This is a genomic window from Streptomyces sp. NBC_01390 (genome assembly GCF_045040105.1).
Taxonomy (GTDB): domain Bacteria; phylum Actinomycetota; class Actinomycetes; order Streptomycetales; family Streptomycetaceae; genus Streptomyces.
The window spans coordinates 4,365,239-4,390,418 of the sequence record NZ_CP109551.1 but is presented as its reverse complement, the minus strand read 5'-3'; the positions used below and the strand labels follow the sequence as shown (position 1 = coordinate 4,390,418).

Below are 25,180 nucleotides of genomic sequence, written 5' to 3'. Positions count from 1 at the left end.
ACAGGCCTGTCGACAATTCCGGACAAGCTCGCCCTAAAGTGCAAGCGTTCGAGTGCCGAAACACGCTGGTCCCTCCGGGGGTTACGGGGGCGAGTGACCGGGTTCGGTAACGGTGGGCCGGTGACGGGGTGGGGTGCGTTGTCGGGTGCGGGCCCGTGGGGCTTCTCGCGCAGTTCCCCGCGCCCCTGACAGACACGGCCCTGCGGCCCGAAAAGCACGGGGCGCAGCCCCTGCTTTTCAGGGGCGCGGGGAACTGCGCGACCAGCCACGACGCACCCGCACCCGACAACGCACCCGGAGCCCTTACCTCGCCGCCGCTCCGTCGCAGGCCTGCGCCCGCAGCGCCCGTGCCAGGTCGTCCCGGGACTCCAGGACCAGGCGCCGCAGGGCCGGCGCCGCGTCCGCGTGGGTCGTCAGCCACGCGTCGGTCGCCGCCAACGTCTCCGGCGAGTCCTGCAACGACGGGAACAGGCCCCGTACGACGTCCATCCCGATCTGGATCGAGCGGTCGGCCCACGTCCGCTCGATCACCTCGAAGTACTTCTCCGCGTACGGCGCGAGAAGCTCCCGCTGCGAAGCCTGCACGAAGCCCGAGATGGTGGCCTCGACAAGGGCGTTGGACAGCGCGTCCGACTCGACGACCTGGGCCCACGCCTGCGCCTTGACGGCGGCCGACGGGCGCCCGGCGAGACAGCGGACCTGGTGGCGCTTGCCGGACGCCGTGTCGTCGCGGGCGAGTTCGGCCGCGAGGGCCTTCTCGTCGGCGACGCCGTGCGAGGTGAGCGGTTCCAGGAACGCCCACCGCAGCTCCTGGTCGACGTCGAGGCCGTCGATCTTCGCCGTGCCCTCCAACAGCCCCTGGAGCAGCTGGAGATCGGCCTCGCTGCTCGCCACGGCCGCGAGGAAGCGGGCCCACGTCAACTGGTGCTGGCTGCCCGGCTCGGCGAGCCGCAGTTCCTTCAACGCGCCCTCGGCGAGCAGCCGTTCACCGGTCGCCCGCCAGTCGGGAGCCGCGTAGTGGGTGAGCGCGGAGCCGGCCCACGCGTGCAGCATCTGCAGCACGCCGATGTCCGACTCGCGCCCAGCGAACCGCAGCACCAGGTCGACGAAGTCCCGGGCCGGCATCAGCGCGTCCCGCGTGAGGTTCCACAGCGCGGACCAGCACAGGGCGCGGGCGAGCGGGTCGGTGATCTCGCCGAGGTGTGCCCGCAGCGTCGCCAACGAGCCTTCGTCGAACCGGATCTTGCAGTACGTCAGGTCGTCGTCGTTGACGAGCACGAGGTCGGGGGCCTCGCTCCCGACCAGCTCACCGACGATGGTGCGGGGCCCGTCGACATCGACCTCGGCACGCGCGTACCGCTCCAACACCCCGTCCACGGAACGCCGGTAGAGGCCGACGGCCACCCGGTGCGGGCGCAGTTCGGGGTGCGACTCGGCGGCCTCCTGGATCACGGCCAGCTCGGTGATCAGCCCGTCCGCGCTCAACAGCACAGCCGGGGTGAGGGAGTTGACCCCGGCGGTCTGCAGCCACGCCCGCGACCAGGACGCCATGTCCCGCCCGCTGGTCTCCTCCAGCACCGACAGCAGATCGCCGAGGCGCGTGTTGCCGTACGCGTGCCGCTTGAAGTACCGCTGCGCACCTTCGAGGAACGCCTCCGGACCCACGTAGGCGACGAGCTGCTTGAGTACGGAGGCGCCCTTGGCGTAGGTGATGCCGTCGAAGTTGAGCTTGGCGTCCTCCAGGTCACGGATGTCGGCCGTGACGGGGTGCGTGGAGGGGAGCTGGTCGGCGCGGTAGGCCCAGGCCTTGCGGTTGTTGGCGAAGGTGACCCAGCCGCTGGTGAAACGGGTCGCCTCGACGAGCGAGAAGGAGCCCATGAAGTCGGCGAAGGACTCCTTGAGCCACAGGTCGTCCCACCACTCCATGGTGACGAGGTCGCCGAACCACATGTGGGCCATCTCGTGCAGGACGACGTTCGCCCGCCGCTCGTACGCCGCCTGCGTCACCTTCCCGCGGAAGATGAACTCCTCACGGAAGGTGACCAGCCCCGGGTTCTCCATCGCGCCGAGGTTGTACTCGGGCACGAACGCCTGGTCGTACTTCCCGAAGGGGTACGGGTAGTCGAAGTGGTCGTGGAAGAAGTCCAGCCCCTGCTTGGTGACGAGGAAGACGTCGTCGGAGTCGAAGTAGGGGGCGAGACCCTTGCGGCACATGGCGCCGAGGGGGATGTCGAGGGTCGTACCGTCGGCGAACGTACGGGAGTACGAGTCGGTGACGTAGTGGTAGGGCCCCGCGAGGATGGTGGTGATGTAGGTGGAGATGGGCTTGGTCTCGGCGAACCGCCACACACCGTCGACGAGCTCCCCGACCCCGTTGCTCCACGCGACCCACTCCTCGGGCGCCCGCACCTCGAAGCGGAAGGGGGCCTTCAGGTCGGGCTGCTCGAAGTTGGCGAAGACACGGCGGGAGTCGGCGGGCTCGTACTGCGTGTACAGGTACACCTCGCCGTCCTCGGGGTCGACGAAGCGGTGCAGGCCCTCGCCGGTACGGGAGTAGGCGCACTGGGCGTCGACCACCAGCTCGTTGTCGGCGGCGAGGTCCTCCAGCAGGATGCGCGTGCCGTCGAAGACGGCCCCCGGGTCGAGGTCCCGGCCGTTGAGGGAGACGGCGGTCACACTCGGCGCGATGAGATCCGCGAAGCTGGCGGCACCGGGCTCGGCACACCGGAACCGGATCGTGGTCACGGACCGAAAGGTCCGGGCCTCGGTCCCGCTACCTTTGTCGCCCAGGGCGGACCGCACGTCGAGGAACACCTCGTACCCGTCGACGGACAGCAGGGCGGCCCGCTCCCGGGCCTCGTCGCGGGACAGATTCTCACCGGGCACGGAGCACTCCCTCGATTGTCATCAGTACGGCCGACCAGCACCGATCCTGCCACGCGCCACTGACACCGGGCACCCGGGAATGCGACGCTGCCGGGGATGTGTTCCATGTTTAAAGTGCATCTTTCTCTAGGAGACCCATGTCCGAGACGAGTTCGACCAAGACCCCCGTCGACTTCTGGTTCGACCCGCTCTGTCCCTGGGCCTGGATGACCTCCCGGTGGGTCCTGGAGGTCGAGAAGGTCCGTGACATCGAGGTCCGCTGGCACGTCATGAGCCTGGCGGTGCTCAACGAGGACAAGCTCGACCAGCTGCCCGACGAGTACCGCGAGATGCTCGCGGTGAAGGCGTGGCTGGGCGTGAAGGTCGTGACGGCGGCCGCGCAGAAGCACGGCGCCGACGTCCTCGGCCCCCTCTACACGGCCCTGGGCACGCGCATCCACAACAAGGACGAGGGCCTGACCCTGGAGTCGATCGCCGGCGCCCTGTCCGACGTCGGCCTCCCCGCCGACCTGATCGACTACGCCGAGCAGCAGGACTTCGAGTTCGAGGCCGAGCTGCGCGCCTCCCACAAGGAGGGCATCAGCAAGGTCGGCCAGGACGTCGGCACCCCCGTGATCGCGGTCCCCGGCGCCGACGGCGAGCAGATCGCCTTCTTCGGCCCGGTCGTCACCCCGGCCCCGAAGGGCGAGGAGGCCGCCAAGCTGTGGGACGGCACTCTGCTCGTCGCCTCGGTCCCCGGCTTCTACGAGATCAAGCGCTCGCGGACGGCCGGCCCGGACTTCAGCAACCTGTAGAACGACCGGCCCTTCAGCCCTTGGCTTCCAGCTCGGATTCCTTGCTGGAAGCCTCGGTCTCCGGCTTGGGGAAGGAGCCGCCGTCCTTGTGGTTCCCCAGCCGCTGGAAGCGCAGGCAGCCGTCGCGGGCGCAGCGGTAGTAGGCGCCCAGGCGGGTGTGTTTCGGCTTCTGCCCCGCGACGTACGTCTTCTCGTCGTCGGTGAGTCTGCGGAAATCCTGGACCGTGCCTGCGCAGTTCACGCACCGCATCGACAGCATGTGATCCTCCCGGTGTGGCGGGCTCCGGTGGACTGATGTCCCGGACCCACGAGAGTAGGTCCGCGCGGGGGACGTAGGGAATGGGGCGGCCCCCGCGAGTCATGTCGGTAACGTCCTCGCGGGGGACCGGGCGGTCTACGACTGGGCGACAGGCGTGTAGTGCGAGGCGTCCCCCGCGATCGAGTAGCTCTCCTTGCCCTCGATGCCGACCGGGATGTCACCAGCGATGGTCACCCGGTGCAGACGGCGCGGCAGGCCGTTGTAGTTGTCGATGGCGTAGTGCTGGGTGATGCGGTTGTCGAAGAGGACGAGCTGGTTCGGCGACCAGCGGTGGCGCAGGATGTTCTCCGGGCGGGTGACGTACGCCTGGAGCAGATCCAGGATCTTGCGGGACTCGGCGACCGACAGACCGACGATCCGCTGCGCGAACCCGCCGATGAACAGCCCGCGTTCGCCGGTCAACGGGTGGACACGGACGACCGGGTGGGCCGTACGGAACGTGATGGACGTGAACTGGGCTCGCTGGGCGGCCAGTTCCTCGTCGAGGGTCTCGTCCGCAACCGCGTAGTCGTAGTCGTTGGTGTGCTCGGCCCACAGGTTGTCGGCCAACTTCCGCAGGGGTTCGGGCAGATCACGGTAGGCGGCGGCCGAACTGGCGATCAGGGTCTCGCCGCCGTGCGGCGGGACCGTGATGCTGCGCAGGGTGCTGGCCTGCGGCGGGTTGAGGACGAAGGTGACGTCCGTGTGCCAGTGGTTGGCGGCGCGGCCCCGCTCGCTGTCGACGGGCAGGACGTTCGCGGCGCCGTCGATGGACGGCACGGTCGGATGGGCGGTGGTCAGTTCGCCGAAGTGGCGTACGAAGGCCTGCTGGCCCTCGTCGTCGAGGTTCACGTCGTCGAAGACCAGCGCCTTGTGGACGCCCAGAGCCTCGCGGAGCGTGGCGACCTGCTCCTCGTCGAGCGGCTTGGAGATGTCCACGCCGGACACTCGGGCGCCGATGTTCGCGGTGACCTTCTGGATTTCGATGCCGGACATGTGCGGGTTCCCTTCGGGGTTCGTCAGACGAGGGCGGGTGCGGATGCGGGGCTGACGTGCTGGTTGGCGGGGCGCGGGAGGCCGTATCTCTCGCGCAGGGTCTGGCGCGGCCCGTACTCACCGCGGAGCAGACCGCGGGCGCGCAGGATCGGGACGACGTGGTCGACGAAGGCTTCGAGACCGGACGGCAGGACCGCGGGCATGATGTTGAAGCCGTCGGCGGCACCCCGCGTGAACCAGGTCTCGATCTCGTCGGCGACCTGCTCTGGCGTACCGGCGAAGGTGAGATGCCCGCGCCCGCCGCCGAGCCGCCCGATGAGCTGTCGCACGGTGAGGCGCTCGCGCCGGGCCAGCTCGACGACGAGCGTGTAGCGGCTCTTGGCGCCCTCGATGGCGCTCTCGGGCGGCAGATCAGCCGGCAACTGGGCATCCAACTCCAGTGTCCCAGCGGGGAGTTTGAGCAGGTTCTCCAGATTGCCCACGCCGTGCGTGTACACGATGTGGTCCTCCAGGATCTGCTCGTTCGCCAGGGCCTCGGCCTCCGTGGAGCCGAGCACCGGGACGATGCCGGGCAGCACCTTGATGTGCTCGGGGTCCCGACCGCCCGCCGCTGTACGGGACTTGAGGTCCGCGTAGAAGGCCTGCGCGTCCTCGATGGTCTGCTGGGCGGTGAACACGGCTTCCGCGTACCGGGCCGCGAACGCCTTGCCGTCCTCGCTCGATCCCGCCTGCACCAGCAGCGGGTAACCCTGGGGCGAGCGCGGCACGTTGAGGGCGCCCTCGACGCTGAAGTACGTCCCCTGGTGGCGCGGCGGATGGACCTTCGTGTCGTCGCCCCAGACACCGGCCGCCTTGTCGGCGACGATCGCGTCGTCCTCCCAGCTGTCCCAGAGCTTGAGAGCCACGTCGAGGAACTCGGCGGCCCGGGCGTACCGCTGGGCATGGGCGGGCTCCGCGTCGAGCCCGAAGTTACGGGCGGCCTCGGCGCCGGCGGTGGTGACGATGTTCCAGCCGGCCCGGCCCCCGCTGATGATGTCGAGCGAGGCGAACTTGCGGGCCAGGTTGTAGGGGGAGTTGTAGGACGTGGAGGCGGTGGCGATCAGCCCGATGTGCGTGGTCGCCGTCGCCAGGGCGGTCAACAGGGTGAGCGGTTCCAGGGCACCCGCGGGACGCTGCGCCACACTGCCCCACAACTGGGGGCTGTCGGCCAGAAACAGTGAGTCGAAGGTCCCACGCTCGGCGATCCGGGCGAGCCGCACGTAGTGGTCCAGCTCGACGTGCGCGTACGGGTCGCTTTCGGGGAGCCGCCACGAGGCTTCGTGATGTCCGGTGGTCATGAGGAAGGCGTTGAGGTGGAGTTGGCGGGTCATGGGTGTTTCCTTTGCTTGCGAGTGCCGGTGCGGAATCCCGGTCTGTAGCTTCTGGGCGGTGCTTTTTGTCGCCGGTCAGGGGGCATCTCCAGCCCGTCCGGCGATTGAGGACGAGGCCCCTTCAGGGCCGAAGCGGGGGCCTGGGGGCGGCAGCCCCCAGCAGACGGTCACCCCCACCGACGCTCACCGGACGTCCGACGTCACGCCCAACGCCCCGAGCAACAACCCCCTGTACTCACCACGAGCCGCCGCCTCCCGATCGATCGCCAGGTCGAGCCCGATCCGCCCCTCCTCCAGCACCAGCACCCGCTCGGCCAGAGCCACCGCCTCGTCCACGTCATGCGTGACGAGGAGAACGGACGGCCGATGCCGCTCCCACAGCTCCCGCAGCAGACCGTGCATCCTGATCCGCGTGAGCGCGTCCAACGCCCCGAACGGCTCGTCGGCAAGCAGTAGTTCGGGCTCTCGGACCAACGACCGTGCCAGCGCGGCCCGTTGCGCCTCGCCGCCGGACAGCTCGTTGGGCCAGGCACGCTCGCGCCCCTTCAGCCCCACCTCGGCGAGAGCCTCCCGGCCCTTCGCCGCCGCCTCCCTGCCTTCGGTCCCCAGGAGTACGTTGTCCAGCACCCGGCGCCACGGCAGCAGCCGCGAGTCCTGGAAGACCACCGACACCCGCTCGGGGGCGGTGAGTCGACCGCTGCCCTCGACCTCGTGATCGAGGCCCGCGACCGCCCGCAGCAAGGTGCTCTTGCCGGAGCCGCTGTGCCCGAGCAGGGCCGTGAACTGTCCGGCCGGAATGTCGAGGTCGATGCCGTCGAGGACCTTGCGCCCGCCGAACGACCGGGTCAGGTCCCGGAGCCGGACTGCGGACCGGGTCAGTTGCTCAGTGTGCGTCGCCATGACAGCACCCTCCGTTCGATGAGACGGACCGCGCTGTCGGACACCAGGCCGAAGATTCCGTAGACGACCAGGCCGACGAGGATGACGTCGCTCTGGCCGTAGTTCTGGGCCTGGAACATCATGTAGCCGAGTCCGCTGGTGGCGTTGATCTGCTCCAGGACGACCAGTCCGAGCCAGGAGCCGGTCACGCCGAGCCGGAGTCCCACGAAGAATCCGGGCAGCGCACCGGGAACGACGATCTGCCGGACGAACTGGAACCTCGACAGCCCCTGCACCTCGGCGAGTTCGACGAAGCGGCTGTCGATTCCGGACAGCGCGGCGTGCGTGTTGAGGTAGATCGGGATGTAGACGACGATGGCGATGATCGCGATCTTGAACGTCTCGCCGATGCCCAGCCAGAGGATGAACAGCGGGATCAGCCCCAGGGCCGGGATGGCCCGGTTGAGTTGGACCGTCCCGTCGATCAGGGCCTCACCGACCCGGCTGAGCCCGGCGGCCAGGGCGAGAAGGACGCCGCCGACCAGCCCGATCGCGAAGCCGGAGGCGGCCCGCCGCAGCGAGGTCAGGATGTCGGACGGCAGGGTCCCGTCGGTCCACAGCCGCCCACCGGTCCTGAGCACGGTCCAGGGCGCCGGGATCGCGGCCGGGTCCAACTGCCCGGCGGCGGAGGCGCCGGCCCACAGGGCGATGACGAGGGCCGGGCCGATGAGTGGAGCCGCGGGCAGCCGCTTGCCGGGGGAGAGCCGACGGCGCCTGCGAACCTGGGATCCGCTCTCCTCGGCGACGACGGACGCGGGGACCTCGGCGGCGGCATCAGCGACGCCGGAGGCGCTTGTGGTCACGGCGGTCACGGCGGTCACCTCCGGTATTCCGCAGCTACGGACTTCGCGGCGATGCCCTCGAAGCGGTGGTCGAAGAGCGAGCTCACGTCGAACTTCTTCACGAAGCCGCCCTCCGCGAGCAGATCGGCGGTCTCCTGCTCCCACTTGATGGCCTCGGCCCAACTCGGCGGGAACAGCGGCTTGTTGGCGAGCTTGGTGATCGCCTGCGCCTGGGGGAGGGTCAGGTTCTGCGTCTTGACGTAGAACTCCTCGTTCCAGCTGTCGGGGTTCTCGTACGCCCACACCAGGCCCTTGGCCCAGTACGGGATGTACGCGGCGACCGCGGCGGCCTTCGCGGGGTCGTTCAGCACGGAGACCGGCGCCCACAGCACGCTGAGCAGGTCGACCACGTCCGTGTCGATACTGCGGGCGCCCTTACCTCCGTACTGCTGGAAGTACGCGGGCGCCTGGGCGATGGCCAGTGGCGCGACGTCCACCTGGCCCGACTGCAGGGCGGTGAAGAACTGGTTGCTGGTCAGCGGGACGAGCTTGACCTCGTCGTACGCGAGCCCGGCCTTCTGCAGCGCCCGCAGGAGTACGACGCCCTGGGCCTGCCCCTGCGAGAAGGCGAGCCTCTTGCCCTTGAAGTCCGCGACCGTCCGGATGTCGCTGCCGGGCTTGGTGGCGAAGAGATAGTTCGGTTTGCGGGTGACGTTGATCGCGACGATTTTCGCGTCGTAACCCTGGAAGTGCGCCTGGATCGGCGGAATGCCCGCGTTGTTGGCGAGGTCCAGAGAGCCCGAACGGAAGGCGTTGATGACATCGGGTCCGGCGGCGATGTTCTCCCAGCTCGACACCTTGAAGGGCAGCTCGCCCAACTTGGCCAGTTTGAACTGGAGTTGCTGAGTGCCCGAATACGAGGAGATCTTCAGGCTCGTACCGGTCGGGATCCTGTCGGCGAGCGGAGCGGTCGAGGCGCCCTTGGAGTCGGCGGCGGCACTGCTGTTCGCGCAGCCGCTCAACCCGGCGATGCCGGCGGCGGCGCCGAGCAGGGAGGTGAGGAAGAGCCGTCGGTCGACACCCGGCACGGGAGAAGAAGGCATGGCAGGACTCCGTGAGTTCGGAAGGCGGAAACGCATGCGGAATTCACGGCACGAGGCGGCCCGGGAAGCAGAATTCACGCAAGAAAGAACAGAGAGCGCAGAGTCGCGCAGAATCGTGCAGAAAGAAATGAGCACTTCACACGCGGCAACGTGTCAGCAACAGGGGCGACGTGTCAGCAACAAAGGGTGCGACAGCTCACGAACGGGCTCATGAACAGGATGTTCCCGGTCATGCACGGCCCCTGTCAACATTCGGAGTTTCTGAATTAAGTACCCTCAGGTCAAGCAGCCAGCGGATCCCGGTACACCACGTCGAGTGCCACCGAACCACCCGCCACGGCGAGTACGGAATCCGGGAAACTCGTCGGCACGACAGAGTCCGCGCGATCGGCGCCGACCCCGTCGCGCAATGCGGTGAGGCAGTCATCGCGGTAGATGACCCCGATCTCGGTCACCACCACGGTCTCCGGATTCAGCACGTCGAGCAGCAGTCGCGCGGCCCGCCCCACGGCACCCGCCCGCCGCACCAGCAGCCCTACGGCGACCGGATCGCCCCCGGCCGCCGCCGCGACCACGTGCATGGGGTTCGTGCCCTTGCCGATGCCCGCCTCCCGGGCTCGCCGGCACAGCGTCCGCTCGCTCAACTCGGCCTGGAGGCAGCCCGTACGCCCGCACTCGCAGACCTCACTACCGCCCGGCACCGGCAGATGGGCGATGTCGCCGGCCCGGGAGCGCGGCCCGTGGTGCACCTCGTCGTTGGTGGCGAACGCCGCGTCGACCATGTTGCCGACGAACAGATGCAGCACGCTTCCGCTGCCCCGCGCCGGCCCGAACAGCCGTTCAGCGTTGACCAACGCCCGCGCGTGTCCGTCCACATGGACCGGCAGCCCGGTGCGGGCACCGAGGATCTCGCGCACCGCCACGTCCCGCCAGCCCAGCATGGGGTGCTCGACGACGGTCCCGGACTCCCGGTCCACCCAGCCGCCCACCGCCACGCCGACACCGAGGGCCCGGCAGCCGGGCAGGTCGTCCAACAACGCCTGCAGCCCGTCCGCGGCCCGGGCCAGCACCCACCCCGGATCGGTGTGTTCGTGCTTCAGCTCACGCCGGGCGACCACCCGGCCGCGCAGATCCAGCAGCGCGACCGTCGTGTACGGCACGGCTACATGCACCCCGGCGACCACGAACCGCGAGGCGTCCAGGACGACGGGGACGTGCGGGCGCCCCACCCCGTTCGACTGCCGGGGCGCGGCCTCCTCGCGGATCAGACCGAGTTCCGCGAACCGCGCGCAGTAGTCCGTCACCGACGCCGGCGACAGCCCGGTCAGCCGGGCGATGGTGCTGCGCGCCACGGGTCCGTGCTCGAGCACGGACCGCAGGACGACACTCGCGCTCGTCCTGCGCCGATCGGAATCGGCGGCACGAGGCACCCGCGACGACGAGAGACGGGAAGGAGAAGCGGTGGGAGAGGGAGAAGGAGAGAGGGAAAGGGAGGGAGAGGTAAGGGTGGGTGCCGCGGCACGGGGCATGGCGATCATCCTCGGGGAACGGGTCCGACACTGCGCCGTCTCATGAGGACTCGGGGAGCCGTGAAGACTCGGGAGTCCTGTGGAGCGAGACGCGCCGGAGCCGCCTCACCCGGGGCGGCGACAGGTGGCCGTGCCCACGCGTCGCAGGTCGACATAGCGACGCGACGAGAAGTACCGGGACTGGGCGACCATGTGCTCGAAGCTAGCAAAACGGCCCGCCCCTGCACAGATGGCGACCGACGGGCGAGACGGCACCCGTCCAGCGTCGTCTCCGCGCGCCGGCCCGATTGGCGGAACCATACAGAGCGCGCCCTCCGCGCCTCCGTAGCCCACACCACCTCACCACCGTGACCGGCATCACGCTGTACCAGGTGTATCGCCCACCGTTTGTCCGGAGCCCACCAAGTCGCCGCCGCCCCCTTTGTCGAGCGCTGACGGTGATCGGCCCGAGGACGCTGGGATAGCGTCGCGATGTCCCTTGCCGCCCACATCCTCGCGGAGTCCCCATGGCAACCGCCGTCGCCCTCGCCCGCCCCGGCCAGGTCCTTGCCGACCTGCTCCCCGCCTCCCGCGTCCGGGACGCCGCGCTCGTGCTCGGCGGTGCCGCGCTCACCGGGATCGCCGCCCAGATCGCCGTCCCCGTGCCCGGCTCGCCGGTACCGGTGACCGGCCAGACCTTCGCCGCGCTCCTCGTCGGCACCGCACTCGGCGCCGGCCGCGGCCTCGCCGCCCTCGTCGTCTACGCCCTGGCCGGTCTCGCGGGCGTGCCGTGGTTCGCGGAGGGCGGCTCGGGCACGTCGGTGTCCTTCGGCTACATCCTCGGCATGCTGCTCGCGTCGGCCGCCGTGGGCGCGCTGGCCCGCCGCGGCGCGGACCGCTCGATGCCGCGCATGGCGGGCGCGATGCTCCTCGGCGAGGCGATCATCTACGCGATCGGCGTCCCGTACCTCGCGCTGGCCGCCGACATGAGCATGAGCGCGGCGATCGCCGCCGGCCTCACGCCGTTCCTGATCGGCGACGCCCTGAAGGCGGCCCTGGCAATGGGCATCCTGCCGACGGCCTGGAAGCTCGTGGACAAGGACTGAGCCGGGAGACTGATCCGAGAGAGGGTGAGGGGAGGGAAGCACGGATTCCGTGCTTCCCTCCCCTCACCCGTTCCCCGGTTGCCGGTCAGGGCTCGGCGATCAGCCCCGCTGCTGCTGGGGCCGCCGCTGCGACCACCACATGCCCGCCGCCCCGGCGGACAGCAGCGCCGCGCCGACCGCGCCGAGCGGGAGCAGCTCGCGCGCAGGGCCGGTCCTCGGCAGTTCGTCGCCGCCGGGCGCCACCGGCTTGTTGTCGGTACCGAGCAGCAACGGCGTGGCCGGAGCGTTCGGCGCCGGGTTGGTCGTACCGAACGGGACCGGGCCCTGCTGCCAGAACGTCTTCGACCCGTCGGCGGTCTGGACGGGCAGGCAGATCTTGCCGGTCTTGCCCAGATCGAACGTCGCGTCGACGTCGTACGACTTCGACTTGCCGGCCGCGAGATTTCCGACGGCGCAGCTGAAACCGCTGTTCGATCCCGCCGGTAGATCTCCTTCGGCGATTTCCGAGCAGCCCTGAACGTTCTTGACCGTCAGGCCGTCGAATCCCACGACCAAAAGCCTGATGTCACCGCTGTCCTTGCTCCCCTCGTTCTTTACGGTGGCGGTGAGCGCCGTTTCCTTCGAACTGTTGTCGACCGAGATGCTTTCGGGCAACTGTGTGGTCAACTTGACGCCTGCCGGCGCCGCGTCAACGGCCTTTCCCCCCTTGCTGCTTCCGGGCCCCTGGTCATCCGCGCTGGCGGTGAAGGAAAGGATCATCACGGCCGAGAAAGATGCCGTGAGCAGCGATCCCGCGATGACCGTCGTGCGACCAGAACTCATGTTCGTCCCCCTTGGATCCCCCTGGACTGCGCCTGAATTCGCAGTCCATGAAGAGGTACCACAAGATTTCTCGCCACTATGCTGGTACGGCACGAAGTGTGACCATTGTGGTTCTGGTGGGGCGTGCGTTGAGGGGGTGCAGGGGATTGCCGGGGAATATGGGCGGCGGGGTTCCGGGGCTGGTGGTGACGGGTCGATATCGGCTGGTCGAAAGTATCGGTCAGGGGGGAATGGGGCGGGTGTGGCGGGCCGTCGACGAAATGCTCGACAGGCCGGTGGCGGTCAAGGAAATGCGCATTGACGGACTCGACGCGGAGGACACCCGTACCCGTCGCGAACGCACGCTCCGCGAGGCCAGGGCGGCGGCCCGGATCGACCACCCGAACGTCGTGCGGGTGTACGACGTCGTGGACGAGGGCGAGCGGCTGTGGATCGTCATGGAACTGGTCGACGGCCGCTCACTCGAACAACTTCTTGTCACGGACGGCCCGTTGGGCCCGGGTGACACGGCTCGCCTCGGCCTCAGCCTGGTCTCGGCGCTGCGCCAGGTGCATGCCGGGGGCGTACTGCACCGCGACATCAAACCCGGCAACGTCCTCCTGGAACGACGCGACGGGCGAGTCGTCCTCACCGACTTCGGTATCGCCGCCATCCAGGACGCGAAGGCCCTCACCATGGTCGGGATGCTCGTGGGATCCCCCGACTACATGGCACCGGAGCGGGTGTCGGGCCAGCACCAGGGCCCGCCGTCCGACGTGTGGTCCCTCGGCGCGACACTCTGCGCGGCGCTGGGAGGCCGCTCCCCGTTCTCCCGCGAAACCACCCTGGCGACCCTGCACGCGGTCCTGTACGAGGACCCCGAACTCCCCGCCGCCGCAGGCCCGTTGCACGACACCCTGGCCGCCCTCCTGGAGAAGGAACCCTCGGCCAGGCCCGCACTGGAGGACGTGGAACGGGCACTGAGGCCGGTGGCGTTCCCGGAGCCGGAGCCGGAGCCGGAGCCGACCACGGAAGGGGAGCAGGGGGAAGGAACGGCGGGGAGTGAGCCGGCGCCCCCAACTCCCGTACAGGCGACCGCGGATGCGCCGACCCCCGCATACCTGGACGCGTCCCTCGTACGGGCTGTACGACCGAGAGACGCGATACCCGTAGCGCGCACGATCGCCACCCCGGTCCTGGGAACCCCGTCCCCCGAGGCGTCCAACGCCTCCACCGAGGTCCCCTCCGAGATACGGTCCGAGGCCGGTTCGGCGATCCCCACGCACAGCGCAGGGGTCTCACTGATCCGAGCCAAGACGCACACGCAAGCGGTGGCCCAAGCACAGGCACAGGCGTTGACGGAGAAGCGACCGCCGGAACAGCCCCCGCAAACCCCGCACCCAGGTCGCCGCCGTCTGGGCATGCTGGCCGCCGGGGTGGTCACCGTGGGGGCGGTGGTGGGGTTGGTCCTGGCAGCGACGGCAGGCTCACCCGACGACAAGAACACAGCGAGCCCCGGGTCGTCGAGTGATACCTCGCCCTCGCCCTCACCGTCGGCCTCGCCCACGCAGCCCGCCACCCCCACCGAGACCTCCCCCGAACCCACCGTCGAAGGCACCTCCCGCCCGCGCAGCCTGCCGCCCGGCGCGCACGAGGAGGCGGGCGGATACGCGTGGGCGCCGCCCAGGGGCTGGCGCCGGGACGTGAAGACGGGCGCCGAGGTGCACTACACGTCTCCCGACGGCCGGCAGGAGCTGCTGGCCAAGTCCTCCCTCGCGCGGGGCGAGTTGCTGGAGACCTGGGAGCAGTCGGAACGCAACGCCCGGCAGGGCCAGGACTACACGAAGATCAGCCTGGGGGAGACGACGTACCAGGATCACCCGGCCGTCGTCTGGGAGTACACCTTCACCCTGGACGGCACCCCCTGGCACGCCAGGCTGCTCGGCTTCGACGTGGAGGGGAAGTCGTACCAGATCAGCACCTGGTACCACCCGGAGATCGAGGAGCAGGCGGTACGGACGTACGAACGGGTGAAGGGTTCGTTCACAGTGCTGTGAACGAACCCTTCACTCAACGAGGGCCAACGCGGATCAGTCCTGAACTAGCCGACCTTGACGACGTCCTCGACATCGTCGCCGTCATCGACGACACGCGTGTCCGGGCCACCGTCGACGACCACGGACCCGCGCCCGGTCTTCTGCCGGACGACGGCGATGGCGAGCACAACGGCCGCGACCAGCAGCGAGAGCAGTACCGTCTCGCGGCCGTCGTGCTCGGTGTCGGTGAGCATGTAGCCGAGGACGAACACGATGAGGGCGGCGGTCGCCCAGGTCAGATACGGGTACAGCCACATCCGCACGACGAGCTTCTCGGGGGACTCGCGCTCGATGATCTTCCGCATGCGCAGCTGCGAGAAGCAGATGACCAGCCAGACGAACAGGGCGACGGCGCCGGAGGAGTTGACGAGGAAGAGGAAGACCGAGTCGGGGAACTTGTAGTTGAAGAAGACGGCGACGAAGCCGAAGACGACCGAGGCGACGATCGCCGTGAGCGGCACACCGCGGGACGTGGTTCGCGCGAAGGCCTTGGGCGCGTCACCGCGCTGCCCGAGCGAGAACGCCATGCGGGAGGCCGTGTAGAGGCCGGAGTTGAGGCAGGACAGCACCGAGGTCAGCACGATGAAGTTCATGATCTGACCGGCGTGCGCGATACCCAGGGAGTCGAGGGCGGCGACGTACGAGCCCTTCTCCTTGATCGAGGGATCGTTCCACGGCAGCAGCGTGACGACGACGAAGATCGACCCGAGATAGAAGACGCCGACTCGCCAGATGATGCTGTTGGTGGACTTGGTGACGGCCCGCTGCGGGTCCTCGGACTCCCCGGCGGCCAGCGTGGCGATCTCGCTCCCCATGAAGGAGAAGACGACGAGCAGCACGCCGGTGAGAATGGCGCCGGGCCCGTTGGGCAGGAACCCGCCGGAGTCGGTGAGATTGGAGAGCCCGGCCTTGTCGCTGTCGACCCCGGGAAGCACACCGAACACGGCAAGCCCACCAATGATCACGAAAGCACTGATGGCGACGACCTTGATACCGGCGAACCAGAACTCGAACTCGCCGTAGGAACCGACCGAGACGAGGTTGGTCGCGGTCAGCACCATCATCACGATGAGCGCCCAGGCCCACTGGGGTACGGAGGGAATCCACCCTTCGAGGATGGTGGCCCCGGCGGTCGCCTCGACGGCGAGCACGACGACCCAGAAGAACCAGTACAGCCACCCGATGGAGAACCCGGCCCAGCGCCCGAGTGCCCGGTCGGCGTGCGCGGAGAACGAACCGGAGGTCGGATTGGCGGCGGACATCTCGCCGAGCATCCGCATCACCAGCACGACGAGCGTGCCGACGAGGGCGTACGAGAGAAGGATGCCCGGGCCGGCGGTACGGATACCGGAGCTGGACCCGACGAAGAGTCCGGCGCCGATGACACCGCCGATGGCGATCATCGACAGATGTCGGTTCTTGAGCCCGGCCTGAAGACCGGAGGACGGCTGCGAGGTCATGGGGGAATTCCTTTGCGCCGGGTGAACGGGGATAGCGCGCCGGTTGGGGACGGCGTTAAACGTTCGGTCCAGTGAATCGGAGGTGAAGGGATTCTTGAACCTTTGAATCCAGATCGTTACTTGAGGTTTTCTTGAGGTTTCGCAGGATTGCCATATGATTTCGGGATCAGCCCCCGGCGCTGCTTCCCCGAAACAGACATGTCACACTCGGACCATGCGCGTGTATCTCGGCTCCGACCATGCGGGCTTCGAACTCAAGAACCACCTCGTCGAGTGGCTCAGGGAGGCCGGCCACGACCCCGTGGACTGCGGCCCCCACATCTATGACGCCGTCGACGACTACCCGCCCTTCTGCCTCCGCGCCGCGGAGCGCACGGCTGCGGACCCCGGCGCCCTCGGCATCGTGATCGGCGGCTCCGGCAACGGCGAGCAGATCGCGGCGAACAAGGTGAAGGGCGTGCGCGCGGCGCTGGCCTGGAGCGAGGAGACCGCGTCGCTGGGCCGCCAGCACAACAACGCCAACGTGGTCGCGGTGGGCTCCCGCATGCACACGCAGGACGAGGCGACGAAGTTCGTGGAGACCTTCCTGGCGACGCCGTTCTCGGAGGACACCCGCCACATCCGCCGCATCGACATGCTGACGGCGTACGAGACGACGGGCGAACTCCCGGAAATCCCGCCCCACCACCCGCAGAGCTAGCACCGACCCGCATCTCCAGCCCGTCCGGCGTTTGAGGACGAGGCCGTTCAGGCCGATGGGGGGTCTGGGGGCACAGCCCCCAGAACGAGGGTGCCTCCTCAACAGGCCGAGACGGGCGGGCGGGTGGGCAAAACACCACGAAAGGAACCCGCACCGTGCCGGAAGGGCACACGATCCACCGCCTGGCCCAGGACTACGCCGCCCGCTTCGCCGGCCGACCCGCCACCGTAAGCAGCCCGCAGGGCAAGTTCACCGACGCCGCAGCCCTCCTCACCGGCGCCCCCCTCAACGCCGCCGACGCCCACGGCAAACACCTCTTCCTCCGCTTCCGCGAAGCCGACTGGGTCCACATCCACCTGGGCCTCTTCGGCAAGGTCAACTTCGGCGACGCCCCCGCCCCGCCTCCCACGGACACGGTCCGTCTGCGCCTCGCCAACAGCACCTCGTACGTGGACCTCCGGGGCCCCACCACCTGTGCGCTCATCACGGACACCGAGAAGCAGGCGATACACGACCGCCTGGGCCCCGACCCCCTGCGCCCGGACGCCGACCACCAGGCCGCCTACGCCCGCGTCAGCCGCAGTCGTACGACCATCGCCGCCCTGCTCATGGACCAGAAACTCATCGCGGGCGTGGGCAACGTCTACCGGGCCGAGGTCCTGTTCCGGCACGGCATCGACCCGTACCGCCCCGGCAGGGACATCACGCCCGCCGAGTGGGACGCCCTCTGGAAGGACCTGGTCGCCCTCATGCGCGAGGGCGTACGACACAACCGCATCGACACCGTCCGCCCGGAACACACCCCGGAGGCAATGGGCCGCCCGCCGCGCGTCGACGACCACGGCGGCGAGGTCTACGTCTACCGCAGGGCCAACCTGCCCTGCCACCTCTGTGGCGGCGAGATCCGCACCGCCGACCTCGCCGCCCGCAACCTCTTCTGGTGCCCCACCTGCCAACGCGCCTGAAAAGCGACCAGGCACCCCGGACGCAGAACCCGCGGACTAGAACCCGTGGGACAACCAGGGCTCCACCACTGACCCGAACGCCACCGAGGCCTCGGCCAACGCCCCCTGCCGGATCTCCCGCACCCGCCCGGCAGCCGCCAGCCCGGCCAACGGCACACCGCCCAGATAGGCGGCCCCCAACTCCCGTACGGACAGGGCGAGATCAGCCGCGTCCTCGGTACGCCGGCACACGGCCCCCTTGGCGTCGCCCGTCAGCCGCCACCGCCCGGAGTTCCACGGACAGAACGCGTCCTCGACATCGAGCACGACATCCACGGGCGTCTGATAGGTCCGCGCCTCCAACGCGGCCCCCACGTCCACCAGTCGTACGTACAGCGCGTCCCGTCTGCGCAGCGCGCACCGCCGGATGTCCGTCACCATGTGATGCCATGGCTCCTCGACCGGCCGCCCGCGCGAGACGATCTTCGACGTCAGGTCGATGCCGAACAGGAACCGCCACAACGCGCCCTGGGAAGCCGCATCGAGAGCCTCCACGTCCTCGACGACGACCGCGCTGTTGGATCCGGTGAAATCCCAGTCGGGCTTGATCCGGAACCGCGCGAACCCCACCACCTCCGCGCCCCGCTCGGCGACCACGCACTGCAACGGCGACGCCCCGTCCCGCTCGCTCTCCGGATCGAGCACCACGACCCGCTCCCAGCCGGGCATCCGCGCCAGCATCCCGGGCCGCTCCGGCACCCGCCGCGCGTACACCGCCTCGCAGACATCAAGGGCCTCGGCCGGTACGGCATACCGCAGCCGTACGTCGTCGGCGCCGGCCGGCGCCTCCAGGCGTACCCGCGTCGTGTCGATCTCGAAGGTCAGCGAGTGAGTGGCGGCCCCGTACCCGAACCGCCCGTAGATGGCGGGCTCGGACGCCGTGAGCACGGCCAGCGGCTCGCCCCAGCTGCGTACGTCGTCCAGCTGGCGCCGCATCATCGACGTCAGCACCCCGCGCCTACGGTGCGTGCCGGCGACGCCCACCATCGTGACGCCCGCCGCCCGCACGGAGGCACCACCCGGTACGGTTACCTGGAAAGTGAAGGCACCCGCACTGCCCACACACGCCTCACCGTCCCAGACGCCCACAAATCGGTCGTACTCGGTGAGTGATTTCCACAACTCCCGTTCCTCGGCGGACTCCGGCATCCCACCGAAGGCGCGGATCAGGTTGTCGTACCACTGATCCCAGTCTTCGGGCCGCAGCACACGCAGGTCGGTCGTGCCGGAGGTCCTGGAGGTCGTCATGGACCATGAGTACCAGGGCAGTGCGGGACGAGCGAGGGAATTTTCCCCTCGGGGCCTCGGACCGGCCCTCGGTGGGTTTCACTGTGAAGTTGAACCTCGGACGGGGGACAAGTGGGACCTCCCGTGCCAAGCAGCTGGTCCGATGGATAGGGTCCCGAACTAATGGCAGCAGGACGAGAGCGGCGCGCGGAAGCCGAGACGTTCACGGCCCGGTTGAAGAAGCAGGCTCACCGGGTCCGCACCGGCCTGCGCAGATCCGCCGTGGACTACTTCCGGGGCGACGGCTCGGACTGGATCGCGCTCGCCGGACTGCTCATCATGATCCCGGTCATCGCGGCCATGACCCTCGCCAACTCGGTGTGGTGCTCCCCGGCCCTGCTCGTCCTCCCGATCGTCGCCGGCGGTCTCCTCCTGCGCCCGGCCAGCCTGCTCGGCCTGTACGCGGCGTCGGCGACGGCACTGATCGTGGAGTCGGTGAAACTGGGCCCGTACACGGAGGGCCCCTCCAGGGTCACCCCGGGTGTGGTCCTCGTCGTGGCGGCCTGCGGGTTCTTCGGCCTGCTCATCGCCCAGTTCCGCAGCAGGGTGGGCGTGCCCTGGCGGCGCGGCGGCACGATGCTGTTCGACCTGCGTGAACGCATCCGCGTCCAGAGCAAGTTGCCCCAGCTGCCGCAGGGCTGGCACCGGGAGATGGCGCTGCGTCCGGCGGGCGGCCAGTCGTTCTCGGGCGACTTCGTGGTTGCGGCCCGTACGAACGGGGGCCGCACGATGGAGGTCGTCCTGACGGACGTCTCCGGCAAGGGCATGGACGCGGGCTCAAGAGCCCTGTTGCTCTCAGGAGCCTTCGGCGGCCTGCTGGGCTCACTTCCGCCGCACGCCTTCCTCCCGGCGGCGAACGGCTACCTCCTGCGCCAGGACTGGGACGAGGGCTTCGCGACCTCGATCCACCTGGTCCTGGACCTGGACTCCGGCGACTACGAACTCTTCTCGGCAGGACACCCGCCGGGCCTCCAGCTCAGCGCGGGCACCGGCCGCTGGGAGGAAAAGGCGGCGGAGGGACCGCTGTTGGGCGTGTACGACGGAGCCCAGTTCGACCCCGTGAAGGGATCACTGCGCCCGGGAGACGTCCTGATGCTGTTCACGGACGGCCTGGTGGAAACGTCGGAACGGGACATCGTCGAAGGCATCGACCGCCTGACCGGCGAGGCCGACCGCTATGTGGCCGGCGGCTTCCACGGCGCGGCCTGGCACCTCATCGAGGCGGTCGCCAAGGACGTCAACGACGACAGGGCCCTCCTCCTGGTCTGCCGAGAGGGCCCCACAGCCCAGGCGACGATCTGACCGGTCTTCGCCAATACTGGGCAGGTGAACGAAACCCCCGCACACCCCCCGGCCTCCCCAACTCCCCTGACCCTGGCCGAAGTAGAGACCATGGCCCGAGCCGCACACGCGGCGCAGACGGACAAGGCGGGCCGCCCCTACGCGGAGCACCTCCAGGCCGTCGCGGAGGGCGTACGCGCGCGTGGGGGCGACGACGAGCAGATCGCGGCGGCCTGGCTGCACGACGCCGTGGAGGACGACGTACTGCCCGAACGCGACCTGGAGGAGGCCGCGTTGACCCGCCGTACGAAGGACATCGTGCTGGCCGTCACCAAGCGTGCGGGGGAGGCCCCCGAGGAGTACGCCCGGCGCATCCTCGACACCTCGGGCGCGCTGCTGGTCAAGGAAGCGGACCTCGCGCACAACGCGGACCCGGCCCGCCTGGCCGTACTGGACGACCCGACCCGCGCTCGCCTCGCCCGGAAATACGCCAGGATGCGGACGCTTCTCGGCCTCCGGAGAGGTGAATATCAGCGCAAGCACCCATAAGGAACGCATTTCTGTGCCCTTTGTCTATCTATGGCGACAAAACGATCCGCTGGGACCGATGATGCGTCACCGGCCGCATACGGTGGCCTCGTTGGTGGCACGATGGATCTGGCGGGGGTGCGAGGGAAAGCATCCCTGGGCCGGTAGTGCGAACCGACCATAGGGTGTGATCAGTGTGGCCATTTCGTTGTCAGTGGTGCTGATGTTGGGAATCATCCTCGTGGTGCTGATTCGCGGAGGCACGATCAAGGCGGGTCCGGCGGTCGTCGCCATCCTCTTCGGCTTCTTCCTCGCCTCGACCGGCATGGCCGACGACATCCAACGCTTCCTGAACTCGATAGCGGACACGATCAACGAGATCCAGTTCTGACCGGGCCACCCGGCCGGGCCGTCCGGCCACAGGGTCCGACCGCCGGGGGGAAACGCGACCGGCCCGGTTCCAGGGAACCGGGCCGGCGGCGAGAACAGAGCGGGCGACGGGAATCGAACCCGCGTAGCTAGTTTGGAAGACTAGGGCTCTACCATTGAGCTACGCCCGCACACGTGCGCCGCAGGTCAGCTGACCGCGGCACAGAAACCATCGTAGCGGTTCGGGGCCCCTCGACGCACACCGCGTTTCCAGTCCTGAAATGCGGCAACCCCACGGCCTGCGGGCATGTACCCTACGTGTCGCACCAGACGGGGTGTGGCGCAGCTTGGTAGCGCGTCCGCTTTGGGAGCGGAAGGCCGTGGGTTCAAATCCCGCCACCCCGACCATCGTGCCGGACCACCGGCAGGATCATCTTCAACATCACCTTTTGGGGCGTGTACCGCCTGCGGCTACTATGCAGACTGCGCGCCCGTGTGTCTGCGTTGTTTACGTCCCTCAAGGGCCGCGAATCCGCTGAGGCTCCGCCGCGTCCCACGCAGGACAATCAGCAGAACCCGCAGCAGAACCCCAAGAAGTCAGCCCCCAAGGAGACCGAACCGTGAAGAGCGCCGTGGAGACCCTGAACCCGACCCGGGTTCGGCTCAGCATCGAGGTGCCCTTCGAGGAGCTCAAGGACAGCCTCGACGCGGCGTACAAGAAGATCAACCAGCAGGTCACGGTGAAGGGCTTCCGGAAGGGCAAGATCCCGGCGCGCATCATCGACCAGCGGTTCGGCCGCGGTGCGGTCCTGGAGGAGGCGGTCAACGACGCGCTCCCGAAGTTCTACACCGAAGCGGTCAACGAGGCCGAGCTCAACGTCCTGGGCCAGCCCGAGGTCGACATCACGGAGCTGAAGGACGGCGAGACGCTGAACTTCACCGCCGAGGTCGACGTCCGCCCGACCATCGAGATCCCGGACTACTCCGGCATCGAGGTCGAGGTCGACGCCATCGAGGTCAGCGACGAGGACATCGACAAGGCCGTCGAGGAGCTGCGCGAGCGCTTCGCCTCCACCTCCCCGGTCGAGCGTGCCGCCACTGACGGCGACGTCGTGACGCTGGACCTGGAGGCCAAGGTCGACGGCGAGGTGCTGGAGGACGGCATCGCGACCGGCCTGTCCTACACCATCGGCTCCGGCGAGCTGCTGGACGGCGTCGACGAGGCCGTGACGGGCGTGGAGGCCGGTGGCGAGGCCACCTTCACCTCCGAGCTCAAGGGCGGCTCGGCGGCCGGCAAGGAGGCCGAGGTCACCGTCAAGGTCACCCAGGTCGCCGCCCGCGAACTCCCGGCCCTGGACGACGAGTTCGCCCAGCTCGCCTCCGAGTTCGACACCCTGGAGGAGCTGCGCGCGGACAGCCGCAAGCGCCTCGAGAACATGAAGCAGTACGACCAGGCCACGCAGGCCCAGGAGCGCGTCCTGGAGAAGCTGCTGGAGCTCGTCGAGGTGCCCGTCCCCGAGAAGCTTCTCGAGGAAGAGGTCAACACCCGCAAGCACAACCTGGAGCACCACCAGCTCGGCCAGATGGGCCTCGACCTCGAGAAGTACCTCGAGATCCAGGGCAAGACGGCCGAGGAGTTCGACACCGAGACCAAGGAAGCCGCGGTCAAGGGCATCAAGACCCAGTTCGTCCTCGACGAGCTGGTCAACAAGGAGAAGCTGAACGTCAACCAGGAGGAGCTCACCGAGCACCTCATGCGGCGCGCGGCCTCCTCCGGCATGTCCCCCGACCAGTTCGCCCAGGCGGTCGTCGAGGGCGGTCAGGTCCCGATGCTGGTCGGCGAGGTCGCCCGCGGCAAGGCCCTCGCGGTCGTCGTCGAGGCCGCCACGGTCAAGGACACCAACGGCGAGATCATCGACCTCGACGACGAGGAAGAGGACGAGACCACGGAGGCCACCTCCGAGGAGACCCCGGCCGCAGAGGCCGAGGCCACCGAGGCCTGACAGCCCCGGCACCTCTGATTCGCACATAAGCACACCGAACAGGCCCCCGGGGACTCAGATCCCCGGGGGCCTGTCCGCGCCCGGAAGAGGCGCCCCAAAGGGGCGCCCCTTTGGGGGCGCGGGGAACTGCGCGAACGGCCCCCACGCACCCGCAGGGCCTCACCCTCCGGCGGACCCACGGCGAAGATCCGGGGGCCCGGGGCACAGCCCCGCGACGCCCACCCCGACCCCGCCCCCGCACCCACCCGCCCCGCCCCGGAAACCCTGCTCAACCCAGCGGAGCGCATGCGCTCACAGCGAACAGTTCCCTTCCCGGGATTCCCCGGAGGGACCCGCGCGTTAGGGTCCATGAGAGCGAGGGCAGGGGAGTCCCCGATAACCGTCGGGCGGCTCCACGCCCCGGCAGAACACGTGAGACGGCCCGGCGCCGTCGCAAGACGAGCAGGTGGACACGACGTGACGAATCTGATGCCTTCCGCCGCCGGCGAGCCTTCCATCGGCGGTGGCCTCGGCGACCAGGTCTACAACCGGCTGCTCAACGAGCGGATCATCTTCCTCGGCCAGCCGGTCGACGACGACATCGCGAACAAGATCACCGCGCAGCTGCTGCTCCTCGCGGCGGCTGACCCGGACAAGGACATCAACCTCTACATCAACAGCCCCGGCGGCTCGATCACGGCCGGCATGGCGATCTACGACACCATGCAGTTCATCAAGAACGACGTGATGACCATCGCCATGGGTCTCGCCGCTTCCATGGGCCAGTTCCTGCTCAGCGCGGGTACGCCCGGCAAGCGCTTCGCCCTGCCGAACGCCGAGATCCTGATCCACCAGCCCTCCGCGGGCCTCGCGGGTTCGGCCTCGGACATCAAGATCCACGCCGAGCGGCTGCTGCACACCAAGAAGCGTATGGCCGAGCTCACGGCGCAGCACACGGGCCAGACCGTCGAGCAGGTCACCCGGGACTCGGACCGCGACCGCTGGTTCGACCCCGAGGAGGCCAAGGCGTACGGCCTCATCGACGACGTCATCGCCACGGCCGCAGGCATCCCGGGCGGCGGCGGCACAGGGGCGTAAGTGCCCTCAACGCCCTTCAGCCCCCGCCTAAGCCCCTTTCAGGAGACACCGTGAACGACTTCCCCGGCAGCGGCCTCTACGACCGCACGAGGGCCGCCCAGGCCGCTCAGGCCCAGTACACCGGCCCCGCCGCCGAATCCCGCTACGTCATCCCGCGCTTCGTCGAGCGCACCTCGCAGGGCGTGCGTGAGTACGACCCGTACGCGAAGCTCTTCGAGGAGCGCGTGATCTTCCTCGGCGTGCAGATCGACGACGCCTCCGCCAACGACGTCATGGCACAGCTGCTGTGCCTGGAGTCGATGGACCCCGACCGGGACATCTCGGTCTACATCAACAGCCCCGGCGGCTCCTTCACGGCGCTCACTGCGATTTACGACACGATGCAGTTCGTGAAGCCGGACGTCCAGACGGTCTGCATGGGCCAGGCGGCCTCCGCCGCCGCGATCCTCCTCGCGGCCGGTACGCCGGGCAAGCGCATGGCGCTGCCCAACGCGCGCGTGCTGATCCACCAGCCGTACAGCGAGACCGGTCGCGGGCAGGTCTCCGACCTGGAGATCGCGGCCAACGAGATCCTCCGGATGCGTGCCCAGCTGGAGGACATGCTGGCCAAGCACTCCACCACGCCGATCGAGAAGATCCGCGAGGACATCGAGCGCGACAAGATCCTCACGGCCGAGGACGCCCTGTCGTACGGACTGATCGACCAGATCATTTCCACCCGGAAGATGAACAACGCCAGCGTCCGCTGACGTACTCGTAGGCGTACTGGTAGGCGGAGAAGCTGTATCGTCT

General features: G+C 69.0%; 22 protein-coding genes and 2 tRNA genes. 12 read left to right on the top strand and 12 right to left on the bottom strand.

Translation table 11 applies throughout. The features are described from left to right. Positions 1–303: 303 nt before the first annotated feature. Entirely contained in the window at positions 304–2,886 is a 2,583-nt protein-coding gene (pepN, locus tag OG241_RS19540; RefSeq protein WP_405816822.1) for an aminopeptidase N, read from the bottom strand. A 137-nt stretch (positions 2,887–3,023) separates the two neighbouring features. On the opposite strand from pepN, the gene OG241_RS19535 reads away from it, so the two are divergent. Beyond that, positions 3,024–3,680, top strand: coding sequence for a DsbA family protein (locus OG241_RS19535; RefSeq protein WP_405816821.1), 657 nt, complete (start codon positions 3,024–3,026; stop codon positions 3,678–3,680). 13 nt (positions 3,681–3,693) lie between these two features. On the opposite strand, the gene OG241_RS19530 is transcribed toward OG241_RS19535, so the two are convergent. The 7 genes from OG241_RS19530 to OG241_RS19500 all read right to left on the bottom strand — a co-directional run bounded on the left by OG241_RS19530 (position 3,694) and on the right by OG241_RS19500 (position 10,697). Next, on the bottom strand, positions 3,694–3,939 hold the full coding sequence (locus tag OG241_RS19530; RefSeq protein WP_405816820.1) for a hypothetical protein: 246 nt from the start codon (positions 3,937–3,939) through the stop codon (positions 3,694–3,696). Between the two features lie 135 nt (positions 3,940–4,074). After that, positions 4,075–4,974: a TauD/TfdA dioxygenase family protein gene (locus OG241_RS19525; protein WP_405816819.1), complete on the bottom strand. Its 900-nt coding sequence runs from the start codon at positions 4,972–4,974 to the stop codon at positions 4,075–4,077. 23 nt (positions 4,975–4,997) lie between these two features. Beyond that, positions 4,998–6,344: an LLM class flavin-dependent oxidoreductase gene (locus OG241_RS19520; protein WP_405816818.1), complete on the bottom strand. Its 1,347-nt coding sequence runs from the start codon at positions 6,342–6,344 to the stop codon at positions 4,998–5,000. Positions 6,345–6,527: 183 nt separating this feature from the next. Then, entirely contained in the window at positions 6,528–7,244 is a 717-nt protein-coding gene (locus tag OG241_RS19515; protein ID WP_405816817.1) for an ABC transporter ATP-binding protein, read from the bottom strand. Further along, on the bottom strand, positions 7,220–8,104 hold the full coding sequence (locus OG241_RS19510; protein ID WP_405816816.1) for an ABC transporter permease: 885 nt from the start codon (positions 8,102–8,104) through the stop codon (positions 7,220–7,222). Before OG241_RS19510 ends, OG241_RS19515 begins: the two co-directional genes overlap by 25 nt. Further along, complete coding sequence (locus OG241_RS19505; RefSeq protein WP_405816815.1) at positions 8,101–9,168, bottom strand: ABC transporter substrate-binding protein; 1,068 nt, start codon at positions 9,166–9,168, stop codon at positions 8,101–8,103. The genes OG241_RS19510 and OG241_RS19505 overlap by 4 nt, the downstream gene beginning before the upstream one ends. 281 nt (positions 9,169–9,449) lie before the next feature. Continuing rightward, positions 9,450–10,697, bottom strand: a complete 1,248-nt coding sequence (locus tag OG241_RS19500) for an ROK family protein (RefSeq protein WP_405816814.1) — start codon at positions 10,695–10,697, stop codon at positions 9,450–9,452. A 506-nt stretch (positions 10,698–11,203) separates the two neighbouring features. Here OG241_RS19500 and OG241_RS19495 point away from each other — a divergent pair. Next, positions 11,204–11,782, top strand: coding sequence for a biotin transporter BioY (locus tag OG241_RS19495; protein ID WP_405816813.1), 579 nt, complete (start codon positions 11,204–11,206; stop codon positions 11,780–11,782). Positions 11,783–11,881: 99 nt separating this feature from the next. Here the strand turns inward: OG241_RS19495 and OG241_RS19490 are convergent, their stop codons facing one another. Next, a complete protein-coding gene (locus OG241_RS19490) occupies positions 11,882–12,604 on the bottom strand; it encodes a hypothetical protein (protein WP_405816812.1) in 723 nt (240 codons plus the stop codon). A 158-nt stretch (positions 12,605–12,762) separates the two neighbouring features. Here OG241_RS19490 and OG241_RS19485 point away from each other — a divergent pair, with 158 nt between their 5' ends. Further along, positions 12,763–14,640 carry a protein kinase domain-containing protein gene (locus OG241_RS19485; protein WP_405816811.1) on the top strand — a complete coding sequence of 626 codons (1,878 nt, stop codon included), beginning with the start codon at positions 12,763–12,765 and terminating at the stop codon, positions 14,638–14,640. 44 nt (positions 14,641–14,684) lie between these two features. Here OG241_RS19485 and OG241_RS19480 read toward each other — a convergent pair whose 3' ends face one another. Then, entirely contained in the window at positions 14,685–16,139 is a 1,455-nt protein-coding gene (locus OG241_RS19480) for an amino acid permease (protein ID WP_405816810.1), read from the bottom strand. Between the two features lie 214 nt (positions 16,140–16,353). Between OG241_RS19480 and OG241_RS19475 the strand changes: the two genes are divergently transcribed. Continuing rightward, complete coding sequence (locus OG241_RS19475) at positions 16,354–16,839, top strand: ribose-5-phosphate isomerase (protein WP_405816809.1); 486 nt, start codon at positions 16,354–16,356, stop codon at positions 16,837–16,839. Positions 16,840–16,994: 155 nt separating this feature from the next. Further along, positions 16,995–17,804, top strand: coding sequence for an Fpg/Nei family DNA glycosylase (locus OG241_RS19470; RefSeq protein ID WP_405816808.1), 810 nt, complete (start codon positions 16,995–16,997; stop codon positions 17,802–17,804). A gap of 36 nt (positions 17,805–17,840) precedes the next feature. Here OG241_RS19470 and OG241_RS19465 read toward each other — a convergent pair whose 3' ends face one another. After that, positions 17,841–19,091, bottom strand: a complete 1,251-nt coding sequence (locus OG241_RS19465; RefSeq protein WP_405816807.1) for a GNAT family N-acetyltransferase — start codon at positions 19,089–19,091, stop codon at positions 17,841–17,843. A gap of 162 nt (positions 19,092–19,253) precedes the next feature. On the opposite strand from OG241_RS19465, the gene OG241_RS19460 reads away from it, so the two are divergent. The 3 genes from OG241_RS19460 to OG241_RS19450 all read left to right on the top strand — a co-directional run bounded on the left by OG241_RS19460 (position 19,254) and on the right by OG241_RS19450 (position 21,330). Beyond that, a complete protein-coding gene (locus OG241_RS19460; protein ID WP_405816806.1) occupies positions 19,254–20,432 on the top strand; it encodes a PP2C family protein-serine/threonine phosphatase in 1,179 nt (392 codons plus the stop codon). Positions 20,433–20,522: 90 nt separating this feature from the next. Continuing rightward, positions 20,523–20,960, top strand: coding sequence for an HD domain-containing protein (locus OG241_RS19455; RefSeq protein ID WP_405826311.1), 438 nt, complete (start codon positions 20,523–20,525; stop codon positions 20,958–20,960). Positions 20,961–21,135: 175 nt separating this feature from the next. Then, entirely contained in the window at positions 21,136–21,330 is a 195-nt protein-coding gene (locus OG241_RS19450) for a hypothetical protein (protein ID WP_006383514.1), read from the top strand. A gap of 98 nt (positions 21,331–21,428) precedes the next feature. Here the strand turns inward: OG241_RS19450 and OG241_RS19445 are convergent. Continuing rightward, positions 21,429–21,499: transfer RNA gene (locus OG241_RS19445), tRNA-Gly, on the bottom strand. Between the two features lie 140 nt (positions 21,500–21,639). On the opposite strand from OG241_RS19445, the gene OG241_RS19440 reads away from it, so the two are divergent. The 4 genes from OG241_RS19440 to OG241_RS19425 all read left to right on the top strand — a co-directional run bounded on the left by OG241_RS19440 (position 21,640) and on the right by OG241_RS19425 (position 25,137). Further along, positions 21,640–21,716, top strand: a tRNA-Pro gene (locus OG241_RS19440). 212 nt (positions 21,717–21,928) lie between these two features. Beyond that, positions 21,929–23,311: a trigger factor gene (gene tig / locus OG241_RS19435; RefSeq protein WP_405816805.1), complete on the top strand. Its 1,383-nt coding sequence runs from the start codon at positions 21,929–21,931 to the stop codon at positions 23,309–23,311. Between the two features lie 468 nt (positions 23,312–23,779). After that, positions 23,780–24,388, top strand: coding sequence for an ATP-dependent Clp protease proteolytic subunit (locus tag OG241_RS19430; protein ID WP_062043785.1), 609 nt, complete (start codon positions 23,780–23,782; stop codon positions 24,386–24,388). Between the two features lie 50 nt (positions 24,389–24,438). Further along, the gene (locus tag OG241_RS19425; protein WP_405816804.1) at positions 24,439–25,137 is read left to right on the top strand and encodes an ATP-dependent Clp protease proteolytic subunit; all 699 of its coding nucleotides are present in this window, start codon (positions 24,439–24,441) and stop codon (positions 25,135–25,137) included. Positions 25,138–25,180 lie beyond the last annotated feature (43 nt).

Excerpts from the sequence above, each read along its gene's own strand:
- OG241_RS19535 (WP_405816821.1), top strand. The coding sequence starts at position 3,024 with ATGTCCGAGACGAGTTCGACCAAGACCCCCGTCGACTTCTGGTTCGAC.
- OG241_RS19530 (WP_405816820.1), bottom strand. The coding sequence starts at position 3,939 with ATGCTGTCGATGCGGTGCGTGAACTGCGCAGGCACGGTCCAGGATTTC.
- OG241_RS19525 (WP_405816819.1), bottom strand. The coding sequence starts at position 4,974 with ATGTCCGGCATCGAAATCCAGAAGGTCACCGCGAACATCGGCGCCCGA.
- OG241_RS19520 (WP_405816818.1), bottom strand. The coding sequence starts at position 6,344 with ATGACCCGCCAACTCCACCTCAACGCCTTCCTCATGACCACCGGACAT.
- OG241_RS19515 (WP_405816817.1), bottom strand. The coding sequence starts at position 7,244 with ATGGCGACGCACACTGAGCAACTGACCCGGTCCGCAGTCCGGCTCCGG.
- OG241_RS19505 (WP_405816815.1), bottom strand. The coding sequence starts at position 9,168 with ATGCCTTCTTCTCCCGTGCCGGGTGTCGACCGACGGCTCTTCCTCACC.
- OG241_RS19500 (WP_405816814.1), bottom strand. The coding sequence starts at position 10,697 with ATGCCCCGTGCCGCGGCACCCACCCTTACCTCTCCCTCCCTTTCCCTC.
- OG241_RS19495 (WP_405816813.1), top strand. The coding sequence starts at position 11,204 with ATGGCAACCGCCGTCGCCCTCGCCCGCCCCGGCCAGGTCCTTGCCGAC.
- OG241_RS19490 (WP_405816812.1), bottom strand. The coding sequence starts at position 12,604 with ATGAGTTCTGGTCGCACGACGGTCATCGCGGGATCGCTGCTCACGGCA.
- OG241_RS19485 (WP_405816811.1), top strand. The coding sequence starts at position 12,763 with ATGGGCGGCGGGGTTCCGGGGCTGGTGGTGACGGGTCGATATCGGCTG.
- OG241_RS19480 (WP_405816810.1), bottom strand. The coding sequence starts at position 16,139 with ATGACCTCGCAGCCGTCCTCCGGTCTTCAGGCCGGGCTCAAGAACCGA.
- OG241_RS19475 (WP_405816809.1), top strand. The coding sequence starts at position 16,354 with ATGCGCGTGTATCTCGGCTCCGACCATGCGGGCTTCGAACTCAAGAAC.
- OG241_RS19465 (WP_405816807.1), bottom strand. The coding sequence starts at position 19,091 with ATGACGACCTCCAGGACCTCCGGCACGACCGACCTGCGTGTGCTGCGG.
- OG241_RS19460 (WP_405816806.1), top strand. The coding sequence starts at position 19,254 with ATGGCAGCAGGACGAGAGCGGCGCGCGGAAGCCGAGACGTTCACGGCC.
- OG241_RS19455 (WP_405826311.1), top strand. The coding sequence starts at position 20,523 with ATGGCCCGAGCCGCACACGCGGCGCAGACGGACAAGGCGGGCCGCCCC.
- OG241_RS19430 (WP_062043785.1), top strand. The coding sequence starts at position 23,780 with ATGCCTTCCGCCGCCGGCGAGCCTTCCATCGGCGGTGGCCTCGGCGAC.